Source organism: Maribacter litoralis (assembly GCF_003075045.1).
Lineage (GTDB): Bacteria > Bacteroidota > Bacteroidia > Flavobacteriales > Flavobacteriaceae > Maribacter > Maribacter litoralis.
On sequence record NZ_QCZD01000001.1, the window covers coordinates 746,184 to 767,118 of the forward strand.

Below are 20,935 nucleotides of genomic sequence, written 5' to 3' on the forward strand. Positions count from 1 at the left end.
CTAATTAGTACTTCATACTTCCTATTTAAACTTAATGCATAGAACTTTACAAAAACTCAAAAATTAGTCTATACTCTTCTTCTTAATACTTAGTACTATCTACTTAATACTTTGCACTTTTTACTTGGCACTACATTTATTTAAAACCGATTATCCCCACCAACAATATCTCCTAGCGTACCAAGTATACTTCCTTCTCCTTTGTCTTTTCCTCCTCGTGGTATAGAAGCTAATACTCTACCTGCTAATCTGCTAAATGGTAATGATTGAATATATACGGTGCCTGGTCCTCTTAGGGTTGCGAAGAACAATCCTTCTCCGCCGAAAACAGTATTTCTAATTCCACCAACAAATTCAATATCGTAATCTACTTCTTTGGTAAAACCTACAATACAGCCCGTATCCACTTTTAAAACTTCACCGGGACCTAAGGTCTTTTTAGCTAAAGTTCCACCAGCATGTATAAACGACATACCATCGCCCTCTAGCTTTTGCATGATAAAACCTTCCCCACCGAAAAGTCCGCGGCCTAATCTCTTTGAAAATTCAATACCTACGGAAACTCCTTTGGCAGCACATAAGAATGCATCTTTCTGACAGATAAAGCGTCCGCCCATTTCAGAAAGATCAATAGGCAATATTTTACCCGGATATGGAGAAGCAAAACTTACCTGCTTTTTACCCTGACCTATATTCAAAAAAGCGGTCATGAATAGGCTTTCCCCCGTAAGCATACGTTTACCAGCAGAAAAAATCTTACCAAGTACACTGTTGTCTTGATTACTACCATCACCAAAAATGGTGTTCATTTTAATATCGGTATCCATCATCATAAAGCTACCAGCTTCTGCCACTACAGCCTCTTGCGGGTCTAGCTCTATTTCAACATATTGCATTTCTTCCCCAAAAATCTCGTAATCTATTTCGTGTGCATTCATTTTTATATTGTTTTTGATTGATGTTTATATATAATATGTAGGCAAGTTGGTCACTTTGTTACAAGTTACCAACTTACTTTTTCAAAAATTACCTTACTCAACAATTTATCAAATAAAACAATACTATCGCACCCTTTTTAAAGTAAGAAAATACTAGTATACCTTTTTATCGTTTGTCATATTCGCAAAATTATATTTTAGACCTACGTTAAAGTAAAAACTGTTTGACATATCAAAGTCATATATTTCATCGTCGCTATAATCTTGTATCTGCATACGATTATATGCAGTGTACCCGCCCTGTACCGTTGCGGTGAGCTTTTCCCAAAAGTCAACGTTATACCCAAGACCAAGTAAAACACTAGTTTGTCTTAGCGTACCGCTATAGTCTTCTTTGTAGACCTCTATCTCATCATTAATATTACCGGTAAAGCCAGTTAGCGTGGCAAAGCCTTCGAAATGATGGCTTTTACCTAAAGAGTACTTTACCCTACTATCGGGTACACCTATTTTATATGCCCAGTTGTCATTAATTCTTCTCGCATAAGAAATGATGGGTATTGGGTAATACAGTCCGTATTTAATATCATATGCAGCACCAAAGGTTAGAACGCTATTATCCCTACCATTATACTTACTTAGCGTTAACATCGCATTAAAAAACAAATCATTTGATGCTATGTTATCATCCCTAAAATTAGAAGATACTTCTGATTCTTGCATAGCAAATATGCGCCAGTCGTTTCTTAAATTTCTTTCATATGTAAAACGTAAACTAAACGAATTAAAAGTTTCAATTTCATCGGTTTCAAAAGGTACATCCTCATCAACAAAACTGAAAGATGTGTTCTGCAATTTTCCGCCGACCGTAAATTTTTCGGTTAAATTGTTAATAACGGGTATATCCAATCCTGCTTTTAATCTATAAATATTAGCTACATCATAACTTGGAAAAAATTCTGATTGTATATAAATATTATCTGTTTCTTGGGCGTAAGACCAGCTTACCATAAATAACAATAAAATTGACACTTTCTTCATAAAACAACACTACTTTAATATGGTTATCAGAATGGTTCGATCCATTCTTTGAAGCATAAAAGTGTTCAAAATACTAGGCAAGAACAACCTTAATAGATTTGGATAAGTTGCATATAGAGGAAAAGGAGAATTTTATCTACCAAACGCTTTTCATTTAGTAAATCTTATGAAATGGTTACGAAGCAACACATTGGTTACCGGAAAATGCTACATTTTTGAGATAGCCTGCAATAATTCTTTAGCTTTTTGACTACCTATTAGGTATCGCTTACCATTTTTAAGTGTGAGGGCAACTCCTTGATTGCCCTTTACATTATAGACCGTACCGTATTTTCTAGCTATTCTGATGCCATAGCCCACAAAACCATAATCGGTAATTCGGCTTTCTTCAATTTCTGTTAAAGAAATCTTCTTTTTGAAAAATATTAGATGACGAATGCATATTTCATTATTGGTTACCACCACCTTTAGTTTTGTGAAAGCAAAGAACAATACGGTTAGTACATATAAAAAATAGGGTAATAGTTCAGCAAATGAAATTTTATTCGAAATCCACATCATGCTCACATTACCAGAATCATTTGGAATTTGGGCCGTAAATAAGCGTACATATGTAATTATCGTACTTATTACAAACAATAGCATTGGTGCAAGTATAATGAGCCACAACCACCATTGTGTAAATTTCTGGCTTTCTTTGAACCTTATTTCCCTTTTCATTGAAACTACTTTTTTTGTTTCAACCTCACAGTCCACTCAAAATCAAAAGTACTCACCACTACCCCATCTTCATTGACACCAACAGATTTCATCCAAATGGTCTGCCCTTCACCTGTGGCAATGGTTTTATCTAGAGCTTCTTTGATTAAATGACCGTCCTCACAGGTAAAGGTTATTTTTCCCGTAGCTTTTTTAGAAAAGTTAGCTTTGTTATTAGCGACCAACATAGAAATTTTCTTTCCGGTAGCTTCAATTTGATCGATCATCATTGCCCCGGTTGTTAATTCTGCCGCCATACCTTGTACCGCCCAAAACATAGAATTGAACGGATTCTGATTAATCCATCTATGTGTTACGGTTACCACAGACCTATTTTTATCTATTTCTTTTAAACGTACACCGCACCACCAAGCTGCAGGTAGTTTAAAAAAGGAAAACATGTTGAATTTACTAGCTGTTACCGCCATATCATTTAATTATTTCGCTAAAAATAGGGTTTATTTACACGATTCTAAAATGTTAAATTATTGTTAAATATTAGTACTATGCGTTACATAGTACCTTTTTTTAGCCATATATTTGCATAGGAAGTTAATAGGTAATCAAAGTAATTAGCTTTTACACAGTATTAAAATCAATCATCATCATCAACGCATCAATCATGACAGAATCAGTTACAAAGCACGAAAGAAACCTCTCAGCACTCATACATGCGAGTACGTTTTCTAAATTCTTTATTCCGTTCGGGAACTTCATCATTCCACTTGTTTTATGGACGGCAAATAAAAAGGAATATGAATTTGTAGACCATAATGGAAAACAAGCACTAAATTTTCAAATTAGTATACTACTCTACTCCATTTTAGTAGGCATGGTTAGTATCCCATTTTTCTTAGGTGGCATTCTACCTAATATTTTTGATTTTGATCACTTTGGGTTATCGAATATCCACAGTTTCAACACCATTAATTTTCATTTTGATTCTGATGATTTTTTTGGTCCATGGATGATTCCTGCAGGTTTACTTGGTTTAGCACAATCTGCCATATTTGTCATCAATATTGTATATACCATATTAGCTACGATCAAAACAAACGAAGGTGAAGTTTTTGAATATCCGTTAACCATAAAATTTATAAAATAAGAGAATCAGTCAATACATATCTGGGTATTCATCACACCCATTGGAGTTTATTTATCAATCAATTAAAAACCTGTTTAACGACAGACAATTCAATCAAAATGTTTATTCATCAATCAAAAAACGAACAGTTAACCTATGCAGACAACAGAGAAGATGGAGCAATCCCCTCCGAAAGCGGGACTGCATAAAAAGCAAAAAGATATTATGAACGTAGAAAATACAAAAGCGCAAATGCGTAAAGGGGTTTTAGAGTATTGCATCTTGTCTATCTTGAACGGAGAAGACAAATATGCATCTGAAATCTTAAAAACGCTAAAAGATGCTAAAATGCTAGTAGTGGAAGGAACTATATATCCGCTACTGACCAGGTTAAAGAATGCGGGACTTCTAAACTACCGTTGGGAAGAATCCACATCTGGACCACCAAGAAAATATTATACACTTACCGAAACCGGTAAACTTTTCCTAAAGGAACTGGATACTACCTGGGACGAACTAAGAAAAGCCACCAACATAGTAACCAACTCAAAAAACAGCTAATCATGAACAAAACAGTAAATATAAATTTAGCGAACATGCTCTTCCATATAGATGAAGAGGCATATAATATAATGCGTAGGTATTTAGAATCTGTTAAAAGATCTTTTGCCAATACACCTGGTAGCGATGAAATCATTGCAGATATCGAAGCAAGGATCGCAGAACTTTTTCATGACAAACTTGAAAACGAAAGACAGGTTATTACCCAAAAAGAGGTTGACGAGGTTATTGCCATAATGGGGCAACCAGAAGACTACATGGTAGATGAGGAAATCTTTGAAGATGAACCTAGAGCAAAATCGGCTACAACACAGAATAGGGTTAAAAAACTTTATAGAGATACCGATAAAAAATATGTAGCAGGTGTTTCTGCCGGGTTGGCACATTACTTTGGTATTGACCCTTTATGGATTCGTTTACTTTGGATTTTCTTGACCATTTTTACTTGGGGCGGATTTATCTTTATTTACGGATTATTATGGATTTTAATACCAGAAGCCAGAACTACTGCCCAAAAATTGGATATGAGCGGAGAAACCGTGAATATCAGTAATATTGAACGTAAAGTTAAGGAGGGTTTTGATGACGTTGCGGATCGTGTAAAAAGTGTGGACTACGAAAAAGTAGGCGACACCGTCAAAAAAGGAGGTAAAACAATCTTTGACACCTTTGGTGATATTGTCATGTTTCTATTCAAGATTTTTGGCAAATTCATCGGTATACTTTTAGTTATCATCGGTGCCGCAACTTTAATCGGTCTTTTTGTAGGCATGTTCACCGTTGGTATATTAGATATCATTCATGTACCGGGCATAGATTTTTATAACGTGGTAAACTCTACCAACATGCCTATTTGGGTAGTTTCATTACTTGCATTTTTTGCCATCGGTATTCCATTTTTCTTCTTAATGTACTTAGGATTAAAAATATTGGTAAATAACTTAAAGTCTATTGGTACCGTCGCAAAATTCTCACTGCTTGGGCTGTGGTTAATATCGATTATTCTATTGATCATATTTGGTATTAGAGAAGCTGCCGCACACGCGTATACAGGTAGTATGTCTGTGGAAGATGAGATCACCACAGTAATGCCAACTGATACTTTGAACATTAGACTGGTCTCTACAGACGAGTATGACCATGAAAATGATATGAACTTGGGAGATACTTTTCTTTCTTACGATGAAGCGGGAAATAAAATTTTGGTTTCAGATGATGTAAGATTTCGTATTCGTAAATCTAAAGATACCTTAGTTCGTGTTCAAGTGAGAAAAGAAGCGGACGGTCCATCTAATAGAGAGGCAAAGGATATCGCTAGTCAGATCGTTTATGACTATGAAGTAAGCGGTAATACCATCTCTTTTAATGATTACTTGACCACACAAGGTCCAAAGTTCAAAGACCAAGAAGTACGTGTAAATATATTTTTGCCCGTAAGTACCATCTTAACTTATGAACAAACCAATTCTAGAAATTGGATCACCACGGTAAATACAGATCGAGACACAGATGGTTTAGAAGGCTACCTGTGGAAAATGACCAACAATGGGGAATTAGAATGCTTAGATTGCCCTGAATACATTGAAATGAATGACGAGGACGATAATGGTTCTAATCGCATAAAAATCAATGAGAACGGTATCGACATCAATATTAACGATAACGGCGAAAAAGGCAAGATCATCATCAACGAAAATGGCATTGACATTGACGTAAATGATCACGGAGAATCGTTTAAAATGAAATTAGATGAGAACGGTGTAAAAATTGATGCTAACGATAGCATCAAATAATTACAGTTCATTCGACTAAAACGACAATTCGGTATTTATTAATCGTAAAAGAATTAAAAAACAATCATTTTTACATCATCAAATAACAATCATAAAAACAAACAATCATGACAACATTAGTAAGAATAACAGTAGCTCTTATTTTAGCCCTATTACTTTCCTCTTGCGGCTTTGATATTAATTTTGGATCAGGACAGGCCGGTAACGGTGTAGTGGTAGAAGAAACCAGGGAAATAACCGAAGAATTCACAGAAGTATCCGCTTCTGAAGGTTTAGAAGTATTTGTCTCTCAAGGTACTGATTTTGATATTGCAGTTGAAGCAGATGAAAATATTATAGATTTCATAGGTACCGATATCAAAAACGGTAAATTAAAAATTCACTGTGTAGAGAATATCGGTCGTGCTACAAAGAAGATATTTGTAACCATGCCAAACGTAACCGGGTTATATGCTTCTAGTGGCGCTCACCTAACCACTGAAAACAAAATTCAATCGGACAAACTGGAAATAGACGCTAGTAGCGGTGCCATTTTAAATGCTATTGTACAAGCTACCAATATGGATATTGATGCCAGCAGTGGCGCCAACATTTCACTAGAGGGAACCGCAAATGAAGTTTATGTTGATGCCAGCAGTGGTTCTAATGTTAGGGCAAATGATCTTGCGACTTCAGAAGCTAATGCCGATGCCAGTAGTGGTGCCAATATTAGTATAGATGTCAAAGATAATTTAACAGCAGAGGCTTCTAGTGGAGGTAATATTTCTTACAAGGGAGATCCAACGGTACAAAAGAACAAATCTGTTTCCGGTAGCGTTCATAAATACTAAAATATTCATCAATCAAATCAACCACCGAACCCACAGAAATATCAGTGGGTTTTCGTTTTTTAGTCCTATCCTTATCTGTATATTAGTACTATGCAAGTACACTTAAAAAAATATACTTTACCGTTAAAGCACACCTTTAGTATTTCACGCGAATCTCATGATTTTCAAGATACTATAATAGCTTCCTTAACCTTAAATGGCAAAACCGGTTATGGCGAGGCCACCTCTAATCCGTATTACAAAATAACGGTTGAGAGTATGATGGATGAAATACATGCCATTTCTACTGAAATTAAAGGGTTTGATTTTACCTCCCCAGAAATATTTCACTCTTTTTTGGTAAAAAAAGGCTTATCCAATTTTGCCATTTGTGCATTAGATCTAGCCGCCCATGACCTATACGGAAAATTACTGGGCAAGCCATTATATAAAATTTGGGATACTAATATTGAAAATTACCCAACTACAAACTATACCATTGGTATTGCCTCAATTGATATAATGCTGGCAAAAATGAAGGAAATGCCATGGCCGATTTATAAAATTAAATTAGGTACTAGTGATGACGTTGCCATTGTACGCGAATTACGCAAACATACCGATGCCATTTTTAGAATAGATGCTAATTGCGCATGGACAGCGGAAGAAACCATACATAACGCCCCATTGTTAAAGGAGTTGGGCGTAGAGTTTTTAGAGCAGCCCCTAAAGGCCGATGATTGGTCTGGTATGGAAGAAGTTATGCACCATAGTGTATTACCCGTAATTGCAGATGAAAGTTGTATTGTTGAACGTGACGTTGAAAAATGCGCACTGCATTTTAGTGGTATCAACATTAAATTGACCAAATGTGGCGGACTCACCCCTGCCCTACGCATGATAAAACGAGGTAAGGAATTGGGGATTAAGGTTATGGTAGGCTGTATGACAGAATCTACTGTGGGTATTTCCGCCATTGCACAATTAATTCCTCAACTGGATTATGTAGATATGGATGGTGCCCTGCTGTTAAAAAGTGATATCGCCACCGGCGTACAAATAGCTTCAGACGGTAAAGTCATTTTTCCTAATCTAGCCGGTAGCGGTGTTCAACTTTTAGATTAATGTATACTATTGATGGGTTTCCTGGAAGAACAATTACCAAAGACGGTAAAGAACTGTTATATTTTGGCGGCACATCTTATTTAGGACTCCAAACCGATGCAGATTTTCAGTCCATTTTCATTGAGAATATCAAGAAATACGGTACGGCTTATAGTGCTTCTCGTAAATCAAATATTAAGATTTCCATTTTCGATGAGGTAGATCAATACCTAGCGGAAATGGTTGGCAGTAAAGCCTGTATCTCAATGTCATCAGGCTATTTGGCGGGGCAGCTGGTATGTGATTATTACAGTAATGGCGATTATAGTTTGTTCTATGCCCCAAACACCCACTCCGCCCTATTTAAAAATCAACAGAAAGTATACCCAAACTGGCAAGAACTTGAGAAAGCCATTAATGAAAACACCAACACGACTCCTGTGCTTTTTTTAGACAGTATAGATTTTCATGGTGATAATTATCCAGATTATACATTCCTTGAAAAACTTCCCATATCCAATATCATTCTTGTTGTAGATGATTCTCACGGCATTGGTATTACCGGTGAAAATGGCGGTGGCAGTTATGCTTTTCTACAATCACTACAACCAAAAGAACTTCTGGTATCCTGCTCATTGGGAAAGGGCTTCGGAATTCAAGCCGGAGCAATATTTGGTAGCAAAAAATTAATAAATCTTCTAAAAAACACTTCGTTTTTTGGTGGTGCCAGCCCAGCTACACCAGCCGCATTGGCAACTTTAAAAGATGCTCAAGAACTTATCATTGCCAAAAGAATTCAACTTCATAAAAATACAGACTTCTTCTTATCAAAATTATCGAATACTTCTCTATTTGTGTTTGCCAAAGGGCATCCTACCTTTAATTTTCAAAATGAAATGCTCTCCAAATACTTGGAAGAAAATGCCATTATAGTTACCAATTTCAGATATCCTACAGAAAATGATTCGTTAATGAGCCGTATCGTTTTAAGTGCTTCCCATACCCAAAACGACATTTTAAATCTTTGTGCTATTCTTAACGCATTCGCTGCTTAATCGTAGTATTTACTACAATTATCTCACTTTCAATATATTATTCTTAATTATTCGACTTTATTTTTATCAAATTCTGATAATTATTCGTATCTTTTTAATACACATTCAACTCTTTTATTAACTAACACGCTACCACTATGAAAAAATTATTAGGATTGGTATTGTTGATGCTGCTATTGGTTTCAGCTGCCTCTACAAATTCCATTAACGACAACTACATGCATACCATTCAAGGTACATGGGAACTGGAAAGTTTTTATAATTACGACGGACAAGATGTTATCGATACCGTACCGACAGCCGACGGTTACAGGCAAGTTAAAATGTATTATAACGGTAAAATTATGTGGACAAGATATGTACCCGTAGATAAAATAGGACGGTTTGGTTATGGCACCTATAAAATTACTGATGACCGTTTGATGGAAACATTGGAGTATGGTGACAACGAAATGATACAAGCCATGGACACGTTGCGCATTTTTACTTTTGAACTAAGGCTCAGCGATGATAGGTTCAGTCAAATTAGTTTAGATGAAGAAGGCAATAGAACCTTCTCTGAAAATTATGTAAGAATAGATTAACTCAATGTAATGAACAAAAAAAGAGCCCATTCTTATGAATGGGCTCTTTTTTATATACCTTAATTTAAGTTCTAATACTTATCGGCAACTGCTTCTTCTACAGAACCTATTGATGCTAAATATCTTTCGGCATCAAGCGCTGCCATACAACCAGTACCTGCTGCGGTAACGGCTTGTCTGTATTCTTTATCTTGAGCATCTCCACTAGCAAATACTCCTGGTAAATTGGTCATGGTAGATTTACCTTTGGTGATAAGGTAACCTGTTTCATCCATATCTAATTGACCTTTGAATATATCTGTATTTGGTTTATGGCCAATAGCAATAAACAGACCGGTAATTGCGATATCTTCCTTTTCACCTGTTTGGTTATTTACCATACGTAAGCCTTCTACAACTTGCTCACCAAGCACCTCATCAACTTCAGTGTTGTAGCGTACTTCAATATTTTTAATGCTATTTACCCTATGCTGCATAGCTTTTGATGCTCTCATTTCATCTCTACGCACCAACATGGTTACCTTGTTACAGATGTTTGCCAAATATGAAGCTTCTTCTGCCGCGGTATCTCCTGCACCAACAATAGCAACGTCTTGTCCTTTATAAAAGAATCCGTCACATACGGCACATGCCGAAACACCACCACCACGTAAGCGTTGCTCACTTGGCAAGTTTAAATATTTAGCAGAAGCGCCTGTAGAAATAATTACAGTTTCCGCTTCTATTTCTTTATCATTATCCGCAACTACTTTATGAATCCCTCCTTTTTCTTTTGAAAATTCAACTGAAGTAATCATACCAATTCTAACTTCGGTACCAAAACGTTCTGCTTGTTGTTGCAATTGCACCATCATGGTAGGACCGTCTATACCCTCTGGATATCCTGGAAAATTATCAACTTCAGTCGTGGTGGTCAATTGACCTCCTGGCTCCATTCCTGTATACATAACAGGTTTTAAATCTGCACGGGCCGCATATATTGCCGCCGTATAACCTGCAGGTCCGGATCCTATAATCAATGTTTTTACACGTTCTATTTTATCAGACATAATATCAAGTGGTTCTATTAATTTATCTATAACAAAAGTAGGTTTTTGAGCTAGAAACTTACAATATAGTTATCAAAACTTTTTATACGATTATTAGTTATGAAGATAAGTATTCACTATTTTTCGGCTGCTTTTCTTAAATTAAATTAATATTAATTATAGAAAAATATGAACCATCCCCCATTCTTAACGTAGGTATCGTAGAACTTTTATGATTTTTGAATGAAAACCTTTAACTGTGCTATTATAGAGGACTCCATTACCCAAAGGAGACTTTTAGAAGAATATATTGCAAAACATAAGAATTTAAAATTAATGCATTCCGCTAGTGCCAATGCAGATGTTTTAGAAGACTTAAATACTTCAAATATCGATTTGCTATTTCTAGATATAGAAATGCCCGATATGAGCGGATTCGAGTTTTTATCGGGTCTTACCATTGAGCCTCAGGTAATTATTACCAGTACGCATCAAAAGTATGCGCTTGAAGCATTTGACTTCAACGTAACCGATTTTCTTTTAAAACCCTACAGCACTGCTCGGTTTGAAGCCGCTATTGCAAAGGCAATCGATAAAGTAAAAGCTGCCAAAAAGAAGCAACCCGAAAGTAAATTGGTGGTAAAACATAACCTTAAACAAGTAGAGCTCAACGTACACAGCATACTTTATGTGGAAGCATTGGGCGACTATGTAAAGGTAGTGACCGATGAACGCAATTATGTAATTCTATCTACTATGAGCGCTTTTAAAGATAGACTCGAAGCTGATAAATTCATTAGAATCCACAAATCATATATCGTAAACCTGAAAATGGTAGAACGTTATAATCATGAATTCATTGAAATTCAGAATAAAAAGATACCTATTAGCCGCGCAAAAATTGCCGAACTGGATCAGTTACTAAATTGCCTGGACTAACAAGTTCTTTATTCTTTCAGCATAGCTACAGTTGCTACCGTTCTAAAGCCGGTATGCTCTAATGAGGAATCCATACTTGACCCCATTCTTGCAGATACCCGGTAACTTGCGCAATAAGATTCACTACACAAAAACGAACCGCCTTTTATGACTCGTTCTTTTGCCAGAGGATTGTTAGGTGTGAACGGACTATCAGCTCCCGTAGGGTTCACCAATACCGTATTTTTTGCTTTGGTTTCTTTGTAGTAATTGGTGTTGTACCAATCACTAGTCCATTCCCAAACATTACCGGCCATATCATAAAGTCCGTATGCATTAGGTGGATAAGATTTCACGGGAGCCCTAAATTCAAATCTGTCTGCCTTGGTATTTTCTACGGGGAATTCGCCTTCCCATGTATTTGCTCTTTTCGCCAAAACGGAAACATCATCGCCCCAGTTATAAATGGTACCATAAGAACCTGCCCTAGAAGCAAGCTCCCACTCCGCCTCTGTCGGCAAGCGTCTATTTGCCCATTCGCAGTAGGCTAATGCATCTTCATATGACACTTGAACCACCGGGTAATTATCTTTACCTTTTATACTACTTTCCGGACCGTTAGGGTGTCTCCAATCTGCACCAATGGTCCAGTTCCACCATTGTGAGAAATCGTATAAATTAGGTACCGATGATTTTGATTTTTTAAAAGTCAATGATCCAGGCTGTAAAATGGAATCATGTGGCTTTTCTGTACCTGCAGGTACTTGTCTCTTCAACTCTTCCCAATCAATTCCTCTTTCTGCAACGGTTACATAGCCTGTAGCTTTCACAAATGCAGCAAATTGGGCATTGGTAACTTCGGTGGCATCCATAAAAAAGCCGTCTACCATAACATCGATTGCAGGTTTTTCATGATTCATTGCTATTTTATCATTGCTGACCGCACCTTGCTTAAATGTGGTTCCAGATACCCATACCATGCCTTCTGGAGCAATTACTCCTTCCGGCTTTTCTATCATAATGGTATGCGCAATGGCTGGAGTTTTTGCTTCTTCTTTCTCCGTAACTGTATCTTGAACCGTGGTCTTTTTTGTTTCAGATTTGCAGTTTATCATTGTGACCAATAGTATAGCCAAGGCTAAAAAATGTATGTTTTTATTCATACGCTAAATATACTTTCTCTTATTTAATTTCTACTTCAAGACCATAATTTTAACGTATGGGGCTAATTATGTAATCGAAAGAAAGATTGTCCGGTTTAATTTGATATTCTTCTAGCGGAAGATATCCCCAACTGTTATCTCCACCAACACCCATTTGACTATGATCTATATTTATATTGATCAAATCTCTAGTCGGTATATCAAATGTATGCCGCTGCCTTTTTTGCATGCCTTCATCAAAATCTGAATTTAATTGATGGTGGGCACTGAAAGAAAACAATTCCGGAGCGGTGATTTTTATTCCTTTTCCATCTTTATTTTCAAATGACAAAGTTCTAATATCCGTTCTGTTTCCATTTTCTTGCGGACGAATATATTCAACATATAAATCGGATACCTTGGCATTATACAAACCAACCAATGCAGCCGTTTTACGATCTTGATAATTTTCGTGTTCTCCCCTGCCATACCATTCTACTTGATCATAACTGCTATCAATTATTAAGTTATTACCGAATCTTGGCAAAATTGCCAAATCGCTTTTAATACCTTCTAACTTAGTACTTACCAAAATTTCGCCTTTTGAATTGATCGTATATGTAACATTTACTTCTCCATTTACCGCAGGCAAATTATATGTGGCGTTTAGCTGTAAATCTTTTCTGATTTTGAACGGATTAGCAGTAAGCTTCATGGCATCTAAAATCTTCTTGCCCTCATTGGAATTGATTTCTAATTTGGTCAATTCTTGATTTAGGGTAGCATCTTTCCAAGGTTTTAGCAATTTCGGCATGTTGTAACCGTAATCATTATCATTTGGTGCACGCCAGAAATTAACAGTAGGTCCCTTTTGCAAAAGATTTCCTTGTCCGTAATCTATGGAAGACAATGTACCGTCTTTACTATTAAAACCTATTTCAAATCCGTCTCCTATAATGGTAATGATATCTTGTTTTTTAGTCACTTTTAATCCGTCAATATTTTCTTCAAAAACAGATATTTTAAAATTGGTCAATTGAAATTGCTCATACGCCAATAAGTAGTGCTCAGGAATTAACGCGCTTTCCTTCTTTGTGGTCATGTATACATTCAAATGATACTCAGACGTGGCATTTGCTAATTCTGGTAAGTCTATTTGAACTGCTTTAGTTTCATAGGGAGCAATATCCACATCGTCTAAATTTCCTTTTCCCACTTCTATCCCATTCTCCAATAATCTCCACGAAAAATTATATTCCGAAAGATTCGTAAAATCATACATATTTTTCAGGCTGATTTTTCCAGATTTCGGATCCTCCGATGTAAACTTCACATATTGATATACTTTCTTTACCTCATACAGAGCCGGATGCGCAGAGCGATCAGGATCTACCAAACCGTTCAAGCAAAAATTATTGTCATTCTGCAGTTCCGCTCCGCCTAAATCTCCTCCAAAAGCATAAAATTCTACGCCTTCATCATTAGTTGCTTTTAGACCTTGATCCACCCAGTCCCAAATGAATCCGCCTTGCAATACATCATATTTTTCAATTGCATCCCAATATTCTTGTAAGTTACCAACGCTATTTCCCATCGCATGGGCATATTCGCATTGAATTAGAGGTCTCTTTGGGTTATTTTCCGCATAGGCAATTGTTTGGTCTACCTTTGCGTACATAGGTGCTTGTATATCTGTATTGGAGAAATTTGTTGCTCCTTCGTACTGCACGGGTCTAGTGCTATCGTTCGCTTTCAGCCAATCATAAGTATCAAAAAGATTCTGACCATTACCTGCTTCATTTCCTAAAGACCACGTAACGATCGACGTGTAATTTTTATCACGCTCGAACATTCTAATGGTTCTGTCTAAATGCATTTCTCTCCACTCTGGTCGGTATGCCGGGTGAATAGCAATTGCGGCTTCATCACCATCTAAACCTTGGTTGGTTGCACCCATACCATGAATTTCAATATTGGCTTCATCAACGACATAAAACCCGTATTTATCTGCCATTCTATAAAAAAACTCGTTCTTCGGATAATGGCTACAGCGAATAGCATTAATATTACTTTGCTTCATTACCTGCATATCTTTCAAGGTAACTTCTTCGCTAATAACATGACCGGTAACCTCATCATGGTCGTGCAGGTTTACACCCTTTATTAACACAGGCATACCGTTAACCAAAAACTGATTGTTCTTTATTTCAATTTTTCTGAATCCGATTTTTGAACTAATAGCTTCGGTAGTATTCCCTTTTTTATCCCTTAGCGTAAATAGTAAGGTATACAAATTCGGTTTTTCTGCATTCCATGTTTTTACATCGGTAACTTCTTGAGCAAATTTGACCGAAGTAACTCCCTCAACCACGTCTACCTTCTCATTTAATTTAAAAACCTCATAGTCGCCATCTAATAACGTAACTTCTACTTGAGCACTTTTTTGCTTTTTGCCCGTATTTGCCAATTCTAAATCTAAACTAAATTTACCGTTCGTATAGGTTTCATCTAAATCTGCTACAACAGTGTAGTCTTTGATTGTGGCTTTATTGGTCGCATATAAATACACATCCCTATCAATACCGCTTAAACGCCAAAAATCTTGATCTTCTAAATAGCTAGCGTCAGACCAACGTAAAACCTGTACTGACAAATCGTTCTTGCCTTCTTTTATATACTTGCCAATATTAAATTCTGCAGGAGTTTTACTGCCCTCACTATAGCCTACCTTATGTCCGTTTATATATACATACATAGCGCCACTAACGGCTCCGAAATGAAGGTATACCTCTTTATTTTCCCAATTTTCGGGAATTTCAAAATGACGCTTATAGCTTCCCACGGAGTTGATGTCATGAGGAATAAATGGCGGATTTTTAGGGAATGGATACACCACGTTGGTATAAATTGGCGTACCATATCCCTCTAACTCCCAATTGGAGGGCACTTTAATTTTATCCCAACCGGAGGAATCGAAATCGGACTGGTAAAAAGTAGTCGGTCTTTCTGGTACACTTGCCGCATAATGAAAAGACCACTCCCCGTTCAAAGATTGATAGAATGATGAATTCTCCCAACTTTCATTTGCTAAAGCTGATTTCGCATTCTCATAACGATATAAAGATGCGGTTGGCGCTTCTCTATTGATTTGAAAAATTTCTGGGTTCTCCCACTCCGGATTCTCCCATTTTTGGGTTTGGGCATTCACAAATGCTGTAGATAAAAAGATGCTGAGCAGGCATATTTTAATACTGGTTTTCATGGTCTAATTGTTATTTATGTTGAGTTGCTAAAAATGAAAAATTCGTCCCTTAATTCGTATTTATTCATTTTTAACCTATATAATTATAAAAATTCACAGAAAAGCACCCAAAATAATGAGTACTACCTATAATTACATCCTTGCAAAATACAATTAAACTTATGATTTTGGAAGTGAAAATAAGTTGATGAATGTTTTAATGGTTCTAATTTTTATTGAAGCCACCTAATCACTCAATAATCCGTTTTCTAACAGTGGAATTTGAAAACGTTGGGTCTCTGGTTTTGTGTGTTCTTTCTTGAATATTGCAGCTGCCTTTTCTAAAATATCTGGGTGTTCCGCTGCAATATTATTCTCTTCAGTAGGATCATCCTTTAAATTATACAACTCTAATGTAGGCTGCTCGTCATCTTTTAAATGTTGACGAACCACTTTCCAATCGCCCATTCTAATAGCTATTTGTCCACCATATTCTGGAAACTCCCAATACATAAATTCATGTGCAACCTGTTTCCCTTCTCCCAACAAAGTGGGCAACATACTAACACCGTCATTTTTCGGTGGTGCAATTTCCAACAAATCTGCAAAAGTCGCCAGCATATCATAATGTGCAGAGGCATGGTCGCTTGTACTACCTGGTTTTATTTTACCTGGCCATGTAAAAAAAGTAGGAACTCTAATTCCGCCCTCATATACAAATCCTTTGCCTTTTCCATACCCACCCTTAAAAGGTTGGGCGCTTTCAAAAAATGCTGGATCTGCACCACCGGCATAACTTGGTCCGTTATCTGAAGTAAAAACAATTAAGGTGTTCTCATAGATACCTTCGTCCTTTAGCTGTTTTACCAACTTACCAACGTTCTCATCAAAATAAGATACCATGGCGGCATAGGCAGCATGCGGATTCTGATGCGAAAAATAGCCATTTCCATTTCCTGATAAATAGGGCTCTTCTGGTCCAAATTTTTCTTTGTAATAATCTACCCAGCGTTGTGGTGCCTGTAATGCTACATGCGGAATAGGAGTTGCCCAATACAAGAAAAACGGATTCTCCTTATTCTGAGCTACAAAGCCCGTAAGCTCTTCAAACATTAAATCTGGTGCATAATCAGTTAAGGTGTAGTCTTTATAACTCTCTGGATTAGTAGGGTCTAAACCTTCTGGAAACGGTGAACTTGGTGCCACGGTATCATTCTTTAAATGCACGCGGATTCTGTTCTTGTACAAATGTAACGGATAATAGGTATGTGCCTGACGTTGACAATTGAAGCCGTAGAAAAAATCGAATCCCATTTCATTGGGTATGGAATGTGTATGCGGTGCACCTAAACCCCATTTACCCACCAAAGCCGTTTTATAGCCTTCGGCTTTTAAGTAATTAGCAATGGTCTTTGTACCTGCCGGAACAGGTCGCTGCCCTTCTAAGGTAGAATCTTTTGCCATGGCTTTATAATTCCAAACATCGCCACGATCGTTCCATTCATCATTACCACGAATAAACGCCTTGCCCGAATGTTTACCCGTAAGAAACATATACCTGGCAGGTGCGCATACGGGTGCACTTGAATAATGCTGGGTAAAAACCATACCCTGTTTTGCCAATGCATCTATATGGGGAGTTTCTATCTTTTCTTGACCAAAGACACCTATTTCAGCATACCCCAAATCATCTGCCAAAATGTAAATGATATTCGGTTTTTGTTCTGTGGGTGCTTCTGACTTCTTTTCGCCAGTACAGGACAAAAAAGATAGGACAATAAAAAGACCTAGATATAAATTTTTCACGATGGATAGGTTGGTTTTGGCTTACCTAAAGATACCGAATTATCTAAAACTTCAGTGACCAACCCTATTCATCATCTTCAACATACAAAACTTGTTCTGAAAATCCATTACATTACCAATAACCGGTATTAATTACAACGCAAACACATCATTAATTCGCCCTATTTTAAAACCTTTATCAAGAACAATTTGGCTTTCTTCACTATTAGGATCCAACAACGGATTTGTATGATTAAAATGGATGTAAATAATCTTGGCTTTTTCTTTTACGTTCAAGTCTTTAAACTTCTCTAAACTCTCAACAACAAAGGGATGCGGAATTTCACTGATATCTCTATTATTAATTTCCTTTCCACTATAAAAAGTGGCATCCAAAAATGCATAATCTACTTTTTGTATTACTTCTACGATATCTTTTTCCCACTTTTCCCATTTATCGATATCAGGAATAAACAGGGCACTTTTATTCGGACCTTGAATGCGATACCCTACCGTTTCTGAATACTCATCTCTGTGTGGCACCAAAAATGGTGTTACCATAATTTCTTGTGACAGCTCAACAGCATTTTGATCAACCATCGCATTAAGAACCACATTTTCTCTTTGTATAAGCTGATCCCATGGTCCATTATTTAGAAGAAATTCCTCCATTTTTGGCATTACATAAATCGGAGTCGCGTTAGCGTCCATAGCCTCTTTTCCCAAATACATTAAACCGGTATAATGCCCAATGTGGGCATGAGTTAGAAAAATACCATCTACTACTTCATTATCGCTTTTGGGTTCATATTGGGTAAGCATTTTCATTTGCTGGGCAATATCTGGAGTAGCATCAAAAAGATAGGTTTTTTGATTGTCGGTATCTATTACACCTAATGAAACTACTCGTCTCTCGGTATCAGGATTTTCAAAAAGTGCTGCACAACACTCTTTTTTACATCCAATTTGCGGCGAACCAGCATCTTGAACGTTACCTAAAATTACAATGGAGGTATTTTCCACAGCACTACTTTCTTTCTGTTCAACAGTTTGTTTAGGTGTTGATCTATCTGCGCAGGAAATAGCTATGGATGCTATAAAAAATAAAAGGTACTTGTTCATTTTAATCAAAATTGCTTACAACGGTCTAGTATCAGAATAGTAGCGGATTTTAAAACGCTAATTCTTCGGATTAAGCCAAACCATAAATATAAAAAAGCGATTTCGATTACGCACCGAAACCGCTATTACTTATACAATGTTGTGGGTAATTATTAATCTACTTTTTATTTCTTCAACCGTTTTATCATATTCAGAATCTATCTTCTCTTTGAAGTCCTTTTCCGCATTATTCTTTTCGGTATAATTAGCGCCCCATCGATATATGTCCATAACGATTGGAACAAGGTCAAGACCTTTTTTTGTCAAGGAATATAAATAGGCAGACCTATTATTTGAATCTACTTCCTTAGTGATAATTCCGTTTGCCAAAAGTCTATTAAGCCTATCTGTTAGAATATTTGTTGATATACGCTCAATATTCACTAATTGGTTGAAATGGCGATTGTCAAAAAAAATGAAATCACGAAGAATTAAGAGCGTCCACTTATCTCCAAAAATGTCGAGAGATAATGTTATTGGGCAATCTGACCTTCTTTTTTGTTCCTCCATTTTTCAAAGTTACGATAAGTACTTGCATAATAAAAGTTCTCTCGTATATTTGTACTTTTAAAATGCAAGCACTAATTAAAACTAAAACTATGTCTTATACCACAAGTGTTTCAATTGAAGCAAATTCAGAAATTATATTTAACGCAATAACCCAATCAGTTCAAGAATGGTGGGGTAACACCAATACTGCCGTGTCAAAATTAGATGATGAGTTTACGACAAGTTTTGACAAAACATTCTGGAAATTTAAAATTTTAGAATTTAAACCGAATTCTAAGATTGTTTGGCAATGTATTGATGCAAAGCATATTCATACAGGTTTCGATGGAATTGAAAAGGAATGGATTGGAACAAACGTTGAATGGAATTTGGAAGAGAAAAGTCATAATGAAACCATTCTAAATTTCACCCATAATGGACTTGTTCCAGAATTAAATTGTTACGAAATATGTTATCCTGCTTGGGAAAGGTTTGTTACGCAAAGTCTCAAAAGTTTTGTCGAAACTGGAAAAGGAATGCCACATTTGTCGTAATTACCTGAAGAGCCCTACTCAGGCGTACCGAAAATTGACGTTCAACTACTAACGGGGTTATAAAAAAAGCCCCTGAAAGAGGCTTATATCGATCGTAATTATTTCTAATTATAGGCTTGTGCAACGGTTACTTGTGTTGTGCTTAGTTATTTTAATCTATAAAATTCATATTCTCTAAAATTATCTTCTGGAAATTTGGGGTCATAGAATTTTAAATACAATGGATAGTAATCTGTTAAATATTTTTTCACGTTTAAGACAGGGTTGTATTCAATTATCATTTCTTCTGTAACGTACATTTCTACTTGACGATTGGTATTAGTATCATTTAATATGACTTGAAAACAATCACGGTTGCAAATTTGTCGTCGCATGTTTTTATTTACTTCCATTAACTGAAATCTATCATCGTTTTTATAGATAATCTCATGCTCGACGCCCGTCTCAAACCGATTTGGCGAAAAACTTTTCATTTTTTTATTGATTCTATCGATTTGTGAGATACTAGAAATACCAACTGATAGTGGTGAATCACTTTTAAACTCGTCGTTTATCTTATAAAATATGAATTGTTCTGATTCAATAAGAAAATGAATGTTTGACTTTCTATCAAAAACCGCTATTCCCGGAGGTGTAGGTGGTATGAAATCATTTGTTGATCCGCCCTTTTTAATCCGTGAATCTAACTCTTCTTTCTCAACACTATCTGCATAAATTTGGGAAACAACCCATCGTTCCTTAATAACGTAGTGTCCATTTATATTAGTAAAATTTTGCTTCTCTTGTCCAAATGAAAAATGCGTACCTGAAAGAATAATAAAGACAATGGTCCAACATTTTTCTGATACGTATCTCATTTTGTTTTATAATTAAGCACAACGGTCAAGTA

General features: G+C 36.4%; 20 protein-coding genes. 9 read left to right on the top strand and 11 right to left on the bottom strand.

Annotation, left to right across the window (positions count from 1 at the left end; all coding sequences use genetic code 11):
• Positions 1 to 140: 140 nt before the first annotated feature.
• The 4 genes from DCS95_RS03555 to DCS95_RS03570 all read right to left on the bottom strand — a co-directional run bounded on the left by DCS95_RS03555 (position 141) and on the right by DCS95_RS03570 (position 3,166).
• Complete coding sequence (locus tag DCS95_RS03555; protein WP_116769448.1) at positions 141 to 938, bottom strand: TIGR00266 family protein; 798 nt, start codon at positions 936 to 938, stop codon at positions 141 to 143.
• A 153-nt stretch (positions 939 to 1,091) separates the two neighbouring features.
• A complete protein-coding gene (locus DCS95_RS03560; RefSeq protein WP_164674109.1) occupies positions 1,092 to 1,979 on the bottom strand; it encodes a DUF6268 family outer membrane beta-barrel protein in 888 nt (295 codons plus the stop codon).
• A gap of 207 nt (positions 1,980 to 2,186) precedes the next feature.
• Positions 2,187 to 2,699, bottom strand: coding sequence for a hypothetical protein (locus DCS95_RS03565; protein WP_116769450.1), 513 nt, complete (start codon positions 2,697 to 2,699; stop codon positions 2,187 to 2,189).
• Between the two features lie 5 nt (positions 2,700 to 2,704).
• Complete coding sequence (locus DCS95_RS03570; RefSeq protein WP_116769451.1) at positions 2,705 to 3,166, bottom strand: DUF4442 domain-containing protein; 462 nt, start codon at positions 3,164 to 3,166, stop codon at positions 2,705 to 2,707.
• 194 nt (positions 3,167 to 3,360) lie between these two features.
• On the opposite strand from DCS95_RS03570, the gene DCS95_RS03575 reads away from it, so the two are divergent.
• The 7 genes from DCS95_RS03575 (at position 3,361) to DCS95_RS03605 (ending at position 9,728) form a co-directional block, all read left to right on the top strand.
• Complete coding sequence (locus DCS95_RS03575) at positions 3,361 to 3,843, top strand: DUF4870 domain-containing protein (protein ID WP_116769452.1); 483 nt, start codon at positions 3,361 to 3,363, stop codon at positions 3,841 to 3,843.
• A 204-nt stretch (positions 3,844 to 4,047) separates the two neighbouring features.
• Positions 4,048 to 4,383, top strand: a complete 336-nt coding sequence (locus DCS95_RS03580; RefSeq protein WP_116770139.1) for a PadR family transcriptional regulator — start codon at positions 4,048 to 4,050, stop codon at positions 4,381 to 4,383.
• A 2-nt stretch (positions 4,384 to 4,385) separates the two neighbouring features.
• Positions 4,386 to 6,176 carry a PspC domain-containing protein gene (locus tag DCS95_RS03585; RefSeq protein ID WP_116769453.1) on the top strand — a complete coding sequence of 597 codons (1,791 nt, stop codon included), beginning with the start codon at positions 4,386 to 4,388 and terminating at the stop codon, positions 6,174 to 6,176.
• Positions 6,177 to 6,283: 107 nt separating this feature from the next.
• A complete protein-coding gene (locus tag DCS95_RS03590) occupies positions 6,284 to 7,006 on the top strand; it encodes a head GIN domain-containing protein (protein ID WP_116769454.1) in 723 nt (240 codons plus the stop codon).
• A gap of 90 nt (positions 7,007 to 7,096) precedes the next feature.
• The gene (locus DCS95_RS03595; RefSeq protein WP_116769455.1) at positions 7,097 to 8,110 is read left to right on the top strand and encodes a dipeptide epimerase; all 1,014 of its coding nucleotides are present in this window, start codon (positions 7,097 to 7,099) and stop codon (positions 8,108 to 8,110) included.
• Entirely contained in the window at positions 8,110 to 9,144 is a 1,035-nt protein-coding gene (locus tag DCS95_RS03600; protein ID WP_116769456.1) for an aminotransferase class I/II-fold pyridoxal phosphate-dependent enzyme, read from the top strand. The genes DCS95_RS03595 and DCS95_RS03600 overlap by 1 nt, the downstream gene beginning before the upstream one ends.
• 137 nt (positions 9,145 to 9,281) lie before the next feature.
• Positions 9,282 to 9,728, top strand: coding sequence for a hypothetical protein (locus DCS95_RS03605; protein ID WP_116769457.1), 447 nt, complete (start codon positions 9,282 to 9,284; stop codon positions 9,726 to 9,728).
• A 71-nt stretch (positions 9,729 to 9,799) separates the two neighbouring features.
• Here DCS95_RS03605 and trxB read toward each other — a convergent pair whose 3' ends face one another.
• Positions 9,800 to 10,777, bottom strand: a complete 978-nt coding sequence (gene trxB, locus DCS95_RS03610) for a thioredoxin-disulfide reductase (protein WP_116769458.1) — start codon at positions 10,775 to 10,777, stop codon at positions 9,800 to 9,802.
• A 222-nt stretch (positions 10,778 to 10,999) separates the two neighbouring features.
• Between trxB and DCS95_RS03615 the strand changes: the two genes are divergently transcribed.
• The gene (locus DCS95_RS03615; RefSeq protein ID WP_116769459.1) at positions 11,000 to 11,695 is read left to right on the top strand and encodes a LytR/AlgR family response regulator transcription factor; all 696 of its coding nucleotides are present in this window, start codon (positions 11,000 to 11,002) and stop codon (positions 11,693 to 11,695) included.
• A gap of 8 nt (positions 11,696 to 11,703) precedes the next feature.
• On the opposite strand, the gene DCS95_RS03620 is transcribed toward DCS95_RS03615, so the two are convergent.
• The 5 genes from DCS95_RS03620 to DCS95_RS03640 form a co-directional block, all read right to left on the bottom strand.
• Positions 11,704 to 12,837: a formylglycine-generating enzyme family protein gene (locus DCS95_RS03620; RefSeq protein WP_244178367.1), complete on the bottom strand. Its 1,134-nt coding sequence runs from the start codon at positions 12,835 to 12,837 to the stop codon at positions 11,704 to 11,706.
• Positions 12,838 to 12,886: 49 nt separating this feature from the next.
• Entirely contained in the window at positions 12,887 to 16,078 is a 3,192-nt protein-coding gene (gene lacZ, locus DCS95_RS03625; RefSeq protein ID WP_116769460.1) for a beta-galactosidase, LacZ type, read from the bottom strand.
• A 225-nt stretch (positions 16,079 to 16,303) separates the two neighbouring features.
• A complete protein-coding gene (locus DCS95_RS03630; protein WP_116769461.1) occupies positions 16,304 to 17,863 on the bottom strand; it encodes an arylsulfatase in 1,560 nt (519 codons plus the stop codon).
• Between the two features lie 132 nt (positions 17,864 to 17,995).
• Positions 17,996 to 18,964, bottom strand: coding sequence for an MBL fold metallo-hydrolase (locus DCS95_RS03635; RefSeq protein ID WP_116769462.1), 969 nt, complete (start codon positions 18,962 to 18,964; stop codon positions 17,996 to 17,998).
• Between the two features lie 129 nt (positions 18,965 to 19,093).
• Positions 19,094 to 19,513 (bottom strand): winged helix-turn-helix transcriptional regulator, encoded by a 420-nt coding sequence (locus tag DCS95_RS03640; protein WP_116769463.1) that lies wholly within the window; start codon positions 19,511 to 19,513, stop codon positions 19,094 to 19,096.
• 89 nt (positions 19,514 to 19,602) lie between these two features.
• On the opposite strand from DCS95_RS03640, the gene DCS95_RS03645 reads away from it, so the two are divergent.
• Positions 19,603 to 20,046, top strand: coding sequence for an SRPBCC family protein (locus tag DCS95_RS03645; protein ID WP_074674332.1), 444 nt, complete (start codon positions 19,603 to 19,605; stop codon positions 20,044 to 20,046).
• 146 nt (positions 20,047 to 20,192) lie between these two features.
• Here DCS95_RS03645 and DCS95_RS03650 read toward each other — a convergent pair whose 3' ends face one another.
• A complete protein-coding gene (locus tag DCS95_RS03650; RefSeq protein ID WP_116769465.1) occupies positions 20,193 to 20,903 on the bottom strand; it encodes a hypothetical protein in 711 nt (236 codons plus the stop codon).
• Positions 20,904 to 20,935 lie beyond the last annotated feature (32 nt).

What these genes read in the sequence shown, in the direction of transcription:
- DCS95_RS03555 (WP_116769448.1), bottom strand. Translation starts at nt 938, where the DNA reads ATGAATGCACACGAAATAGATTACGAGATTTTTGGGGAAGAAATGCAA.
- DCS95_RS03560 (WP_164674109.1), bottom strand. Translation starts at nt 1,979, where the DNA reads ATGAAGAAAGTGTCAATTTTATTGTTATTTATGGTAAGCTGGTCTTAC.
- DCS95_RS03565 (WP_116769450.1), bottom strand. Translation starts at nt 2,699, where the DNA reads ATGAAAAGGGAAATAAGGTTCAAAGAAAGCCAGAAATTTACACAATGG.
- DCS95_RS03570 (WP_116769451.1), bottom strand. Translation starts at nt 3,166, where the DNA reads ATGGCGGTAACAGCTAGTAAATTCAACATGTTTTCCTTTTTTAAACTA.
- DCS95_RS03575 (WP_116769452.1), top strand. Translation starts at nt 3,361, where the DNA reads ATGACAGAATCAGTTACAAAGCACGAAAGAAACCTCTCAGCACTCATA.
- DCS95_RS03580 (WP_116770139.1), top strand. Translation starts at nt 4,048, where the DNA reads ATGAACGTAGAAAATACAAAAGCGCAAATGCGTAAAGGGGTTTTAGAG.
- DCS95_RS03585 (WP_116769453.1), top strand. Translation starts at nt 4,386, where the DNA reads ATGAACAAAACAGTAAATATAAATTTAGCGAACATGCTCTTCCATATA.
- DCS95_RS03590 (WP_116769454.1), top strand. Translation starts at nt 6,284, where the DNA reads ATGACAACATTAGTAAGAATAACAGTAGCTCTTATTTTAGCCCTATTA.
- DCS95_RS03595 (WP_116769455.1), top strand. Translation starts at nt 7,097, where the DNA reads ATGCAAGTACACTTAAAAAAATATACTTTACCGTTAAAGCACACCTTT.
- DCS95_RS03600 (WP_116769456.1), top strand. Translation starts at nt 8,110, where the DNA reads ATGTATACTATTGATGGGTTTCCTGGAAGAACAATTACCAAAGACGGT.
- DCS95_RS03605 (WP_116769457.1), top strand. Translation starts at nt 9,282, where the DNA reads ATGAAAAAATTATTAGGATTGGTATTGTTGATGCTGCTATTGGTTTCA.
- trxB (WP_116769458.1), bottom strand. Translation starts at nt 10,777, where the DNA reads ATGTCTGATAAAATAGAACGTGTAAAAACATTGATTATAGGATCCGGA.
- DCS95_RS03615 (WP_116769459.1), top strand. Translation starts at nt 11,000, where the DNA reads ATGAAAACCTTTAACTGTGCTATTATAGAGGACTCCATTACCCAAAGG.
- DCS95_RS03620 (WP_244178367.1), bottom strand. Translation starts at nt 12,837, where the DNA reads ATGAATAAAAACATACATTTTTTAGCCTTGGCTATACTATTGGTCACA.
- lacZ (WP_116769460.1), bottom strand. Translation starts at nt 16,078, where the DNA reads ATGAAAACCAGTATTAAAATATGCCTGCTCAGCATCTTTTTATCTACA.
- DCS95_RS03635 (WP_116769462.1), bottom strand. Translation starts at nt 18,964, where the DNA reads ATGAACAAGTACCTTTTATTTTTTATAGCATCCATAGCTATTTCCTGC.
- DCS95_RS03640 (WP_116769463.1), bottom strand. Translation starts at nt 19,513, where the DNA reads ATGGAGGAACAAAAAAGAAGGTCAGATTGCCCAATAACATTATCTCTC.
- DCS95_RS03645 (WP_074674332.1), top strand. Translation starts at nt 19,603, where the DNA reads ATGTCTTATACCACAAGTGTTTCAATTGAAGCAAATTCAGAAATTATA.
- DCS95_RS03650 (WP_116769465.1), bottom strand. Translation starts at nt 20,903, where the DNA reads ATGAGATACGTATCAGAAAAATGTTGGACCATTGTCTTTATTATTCTT.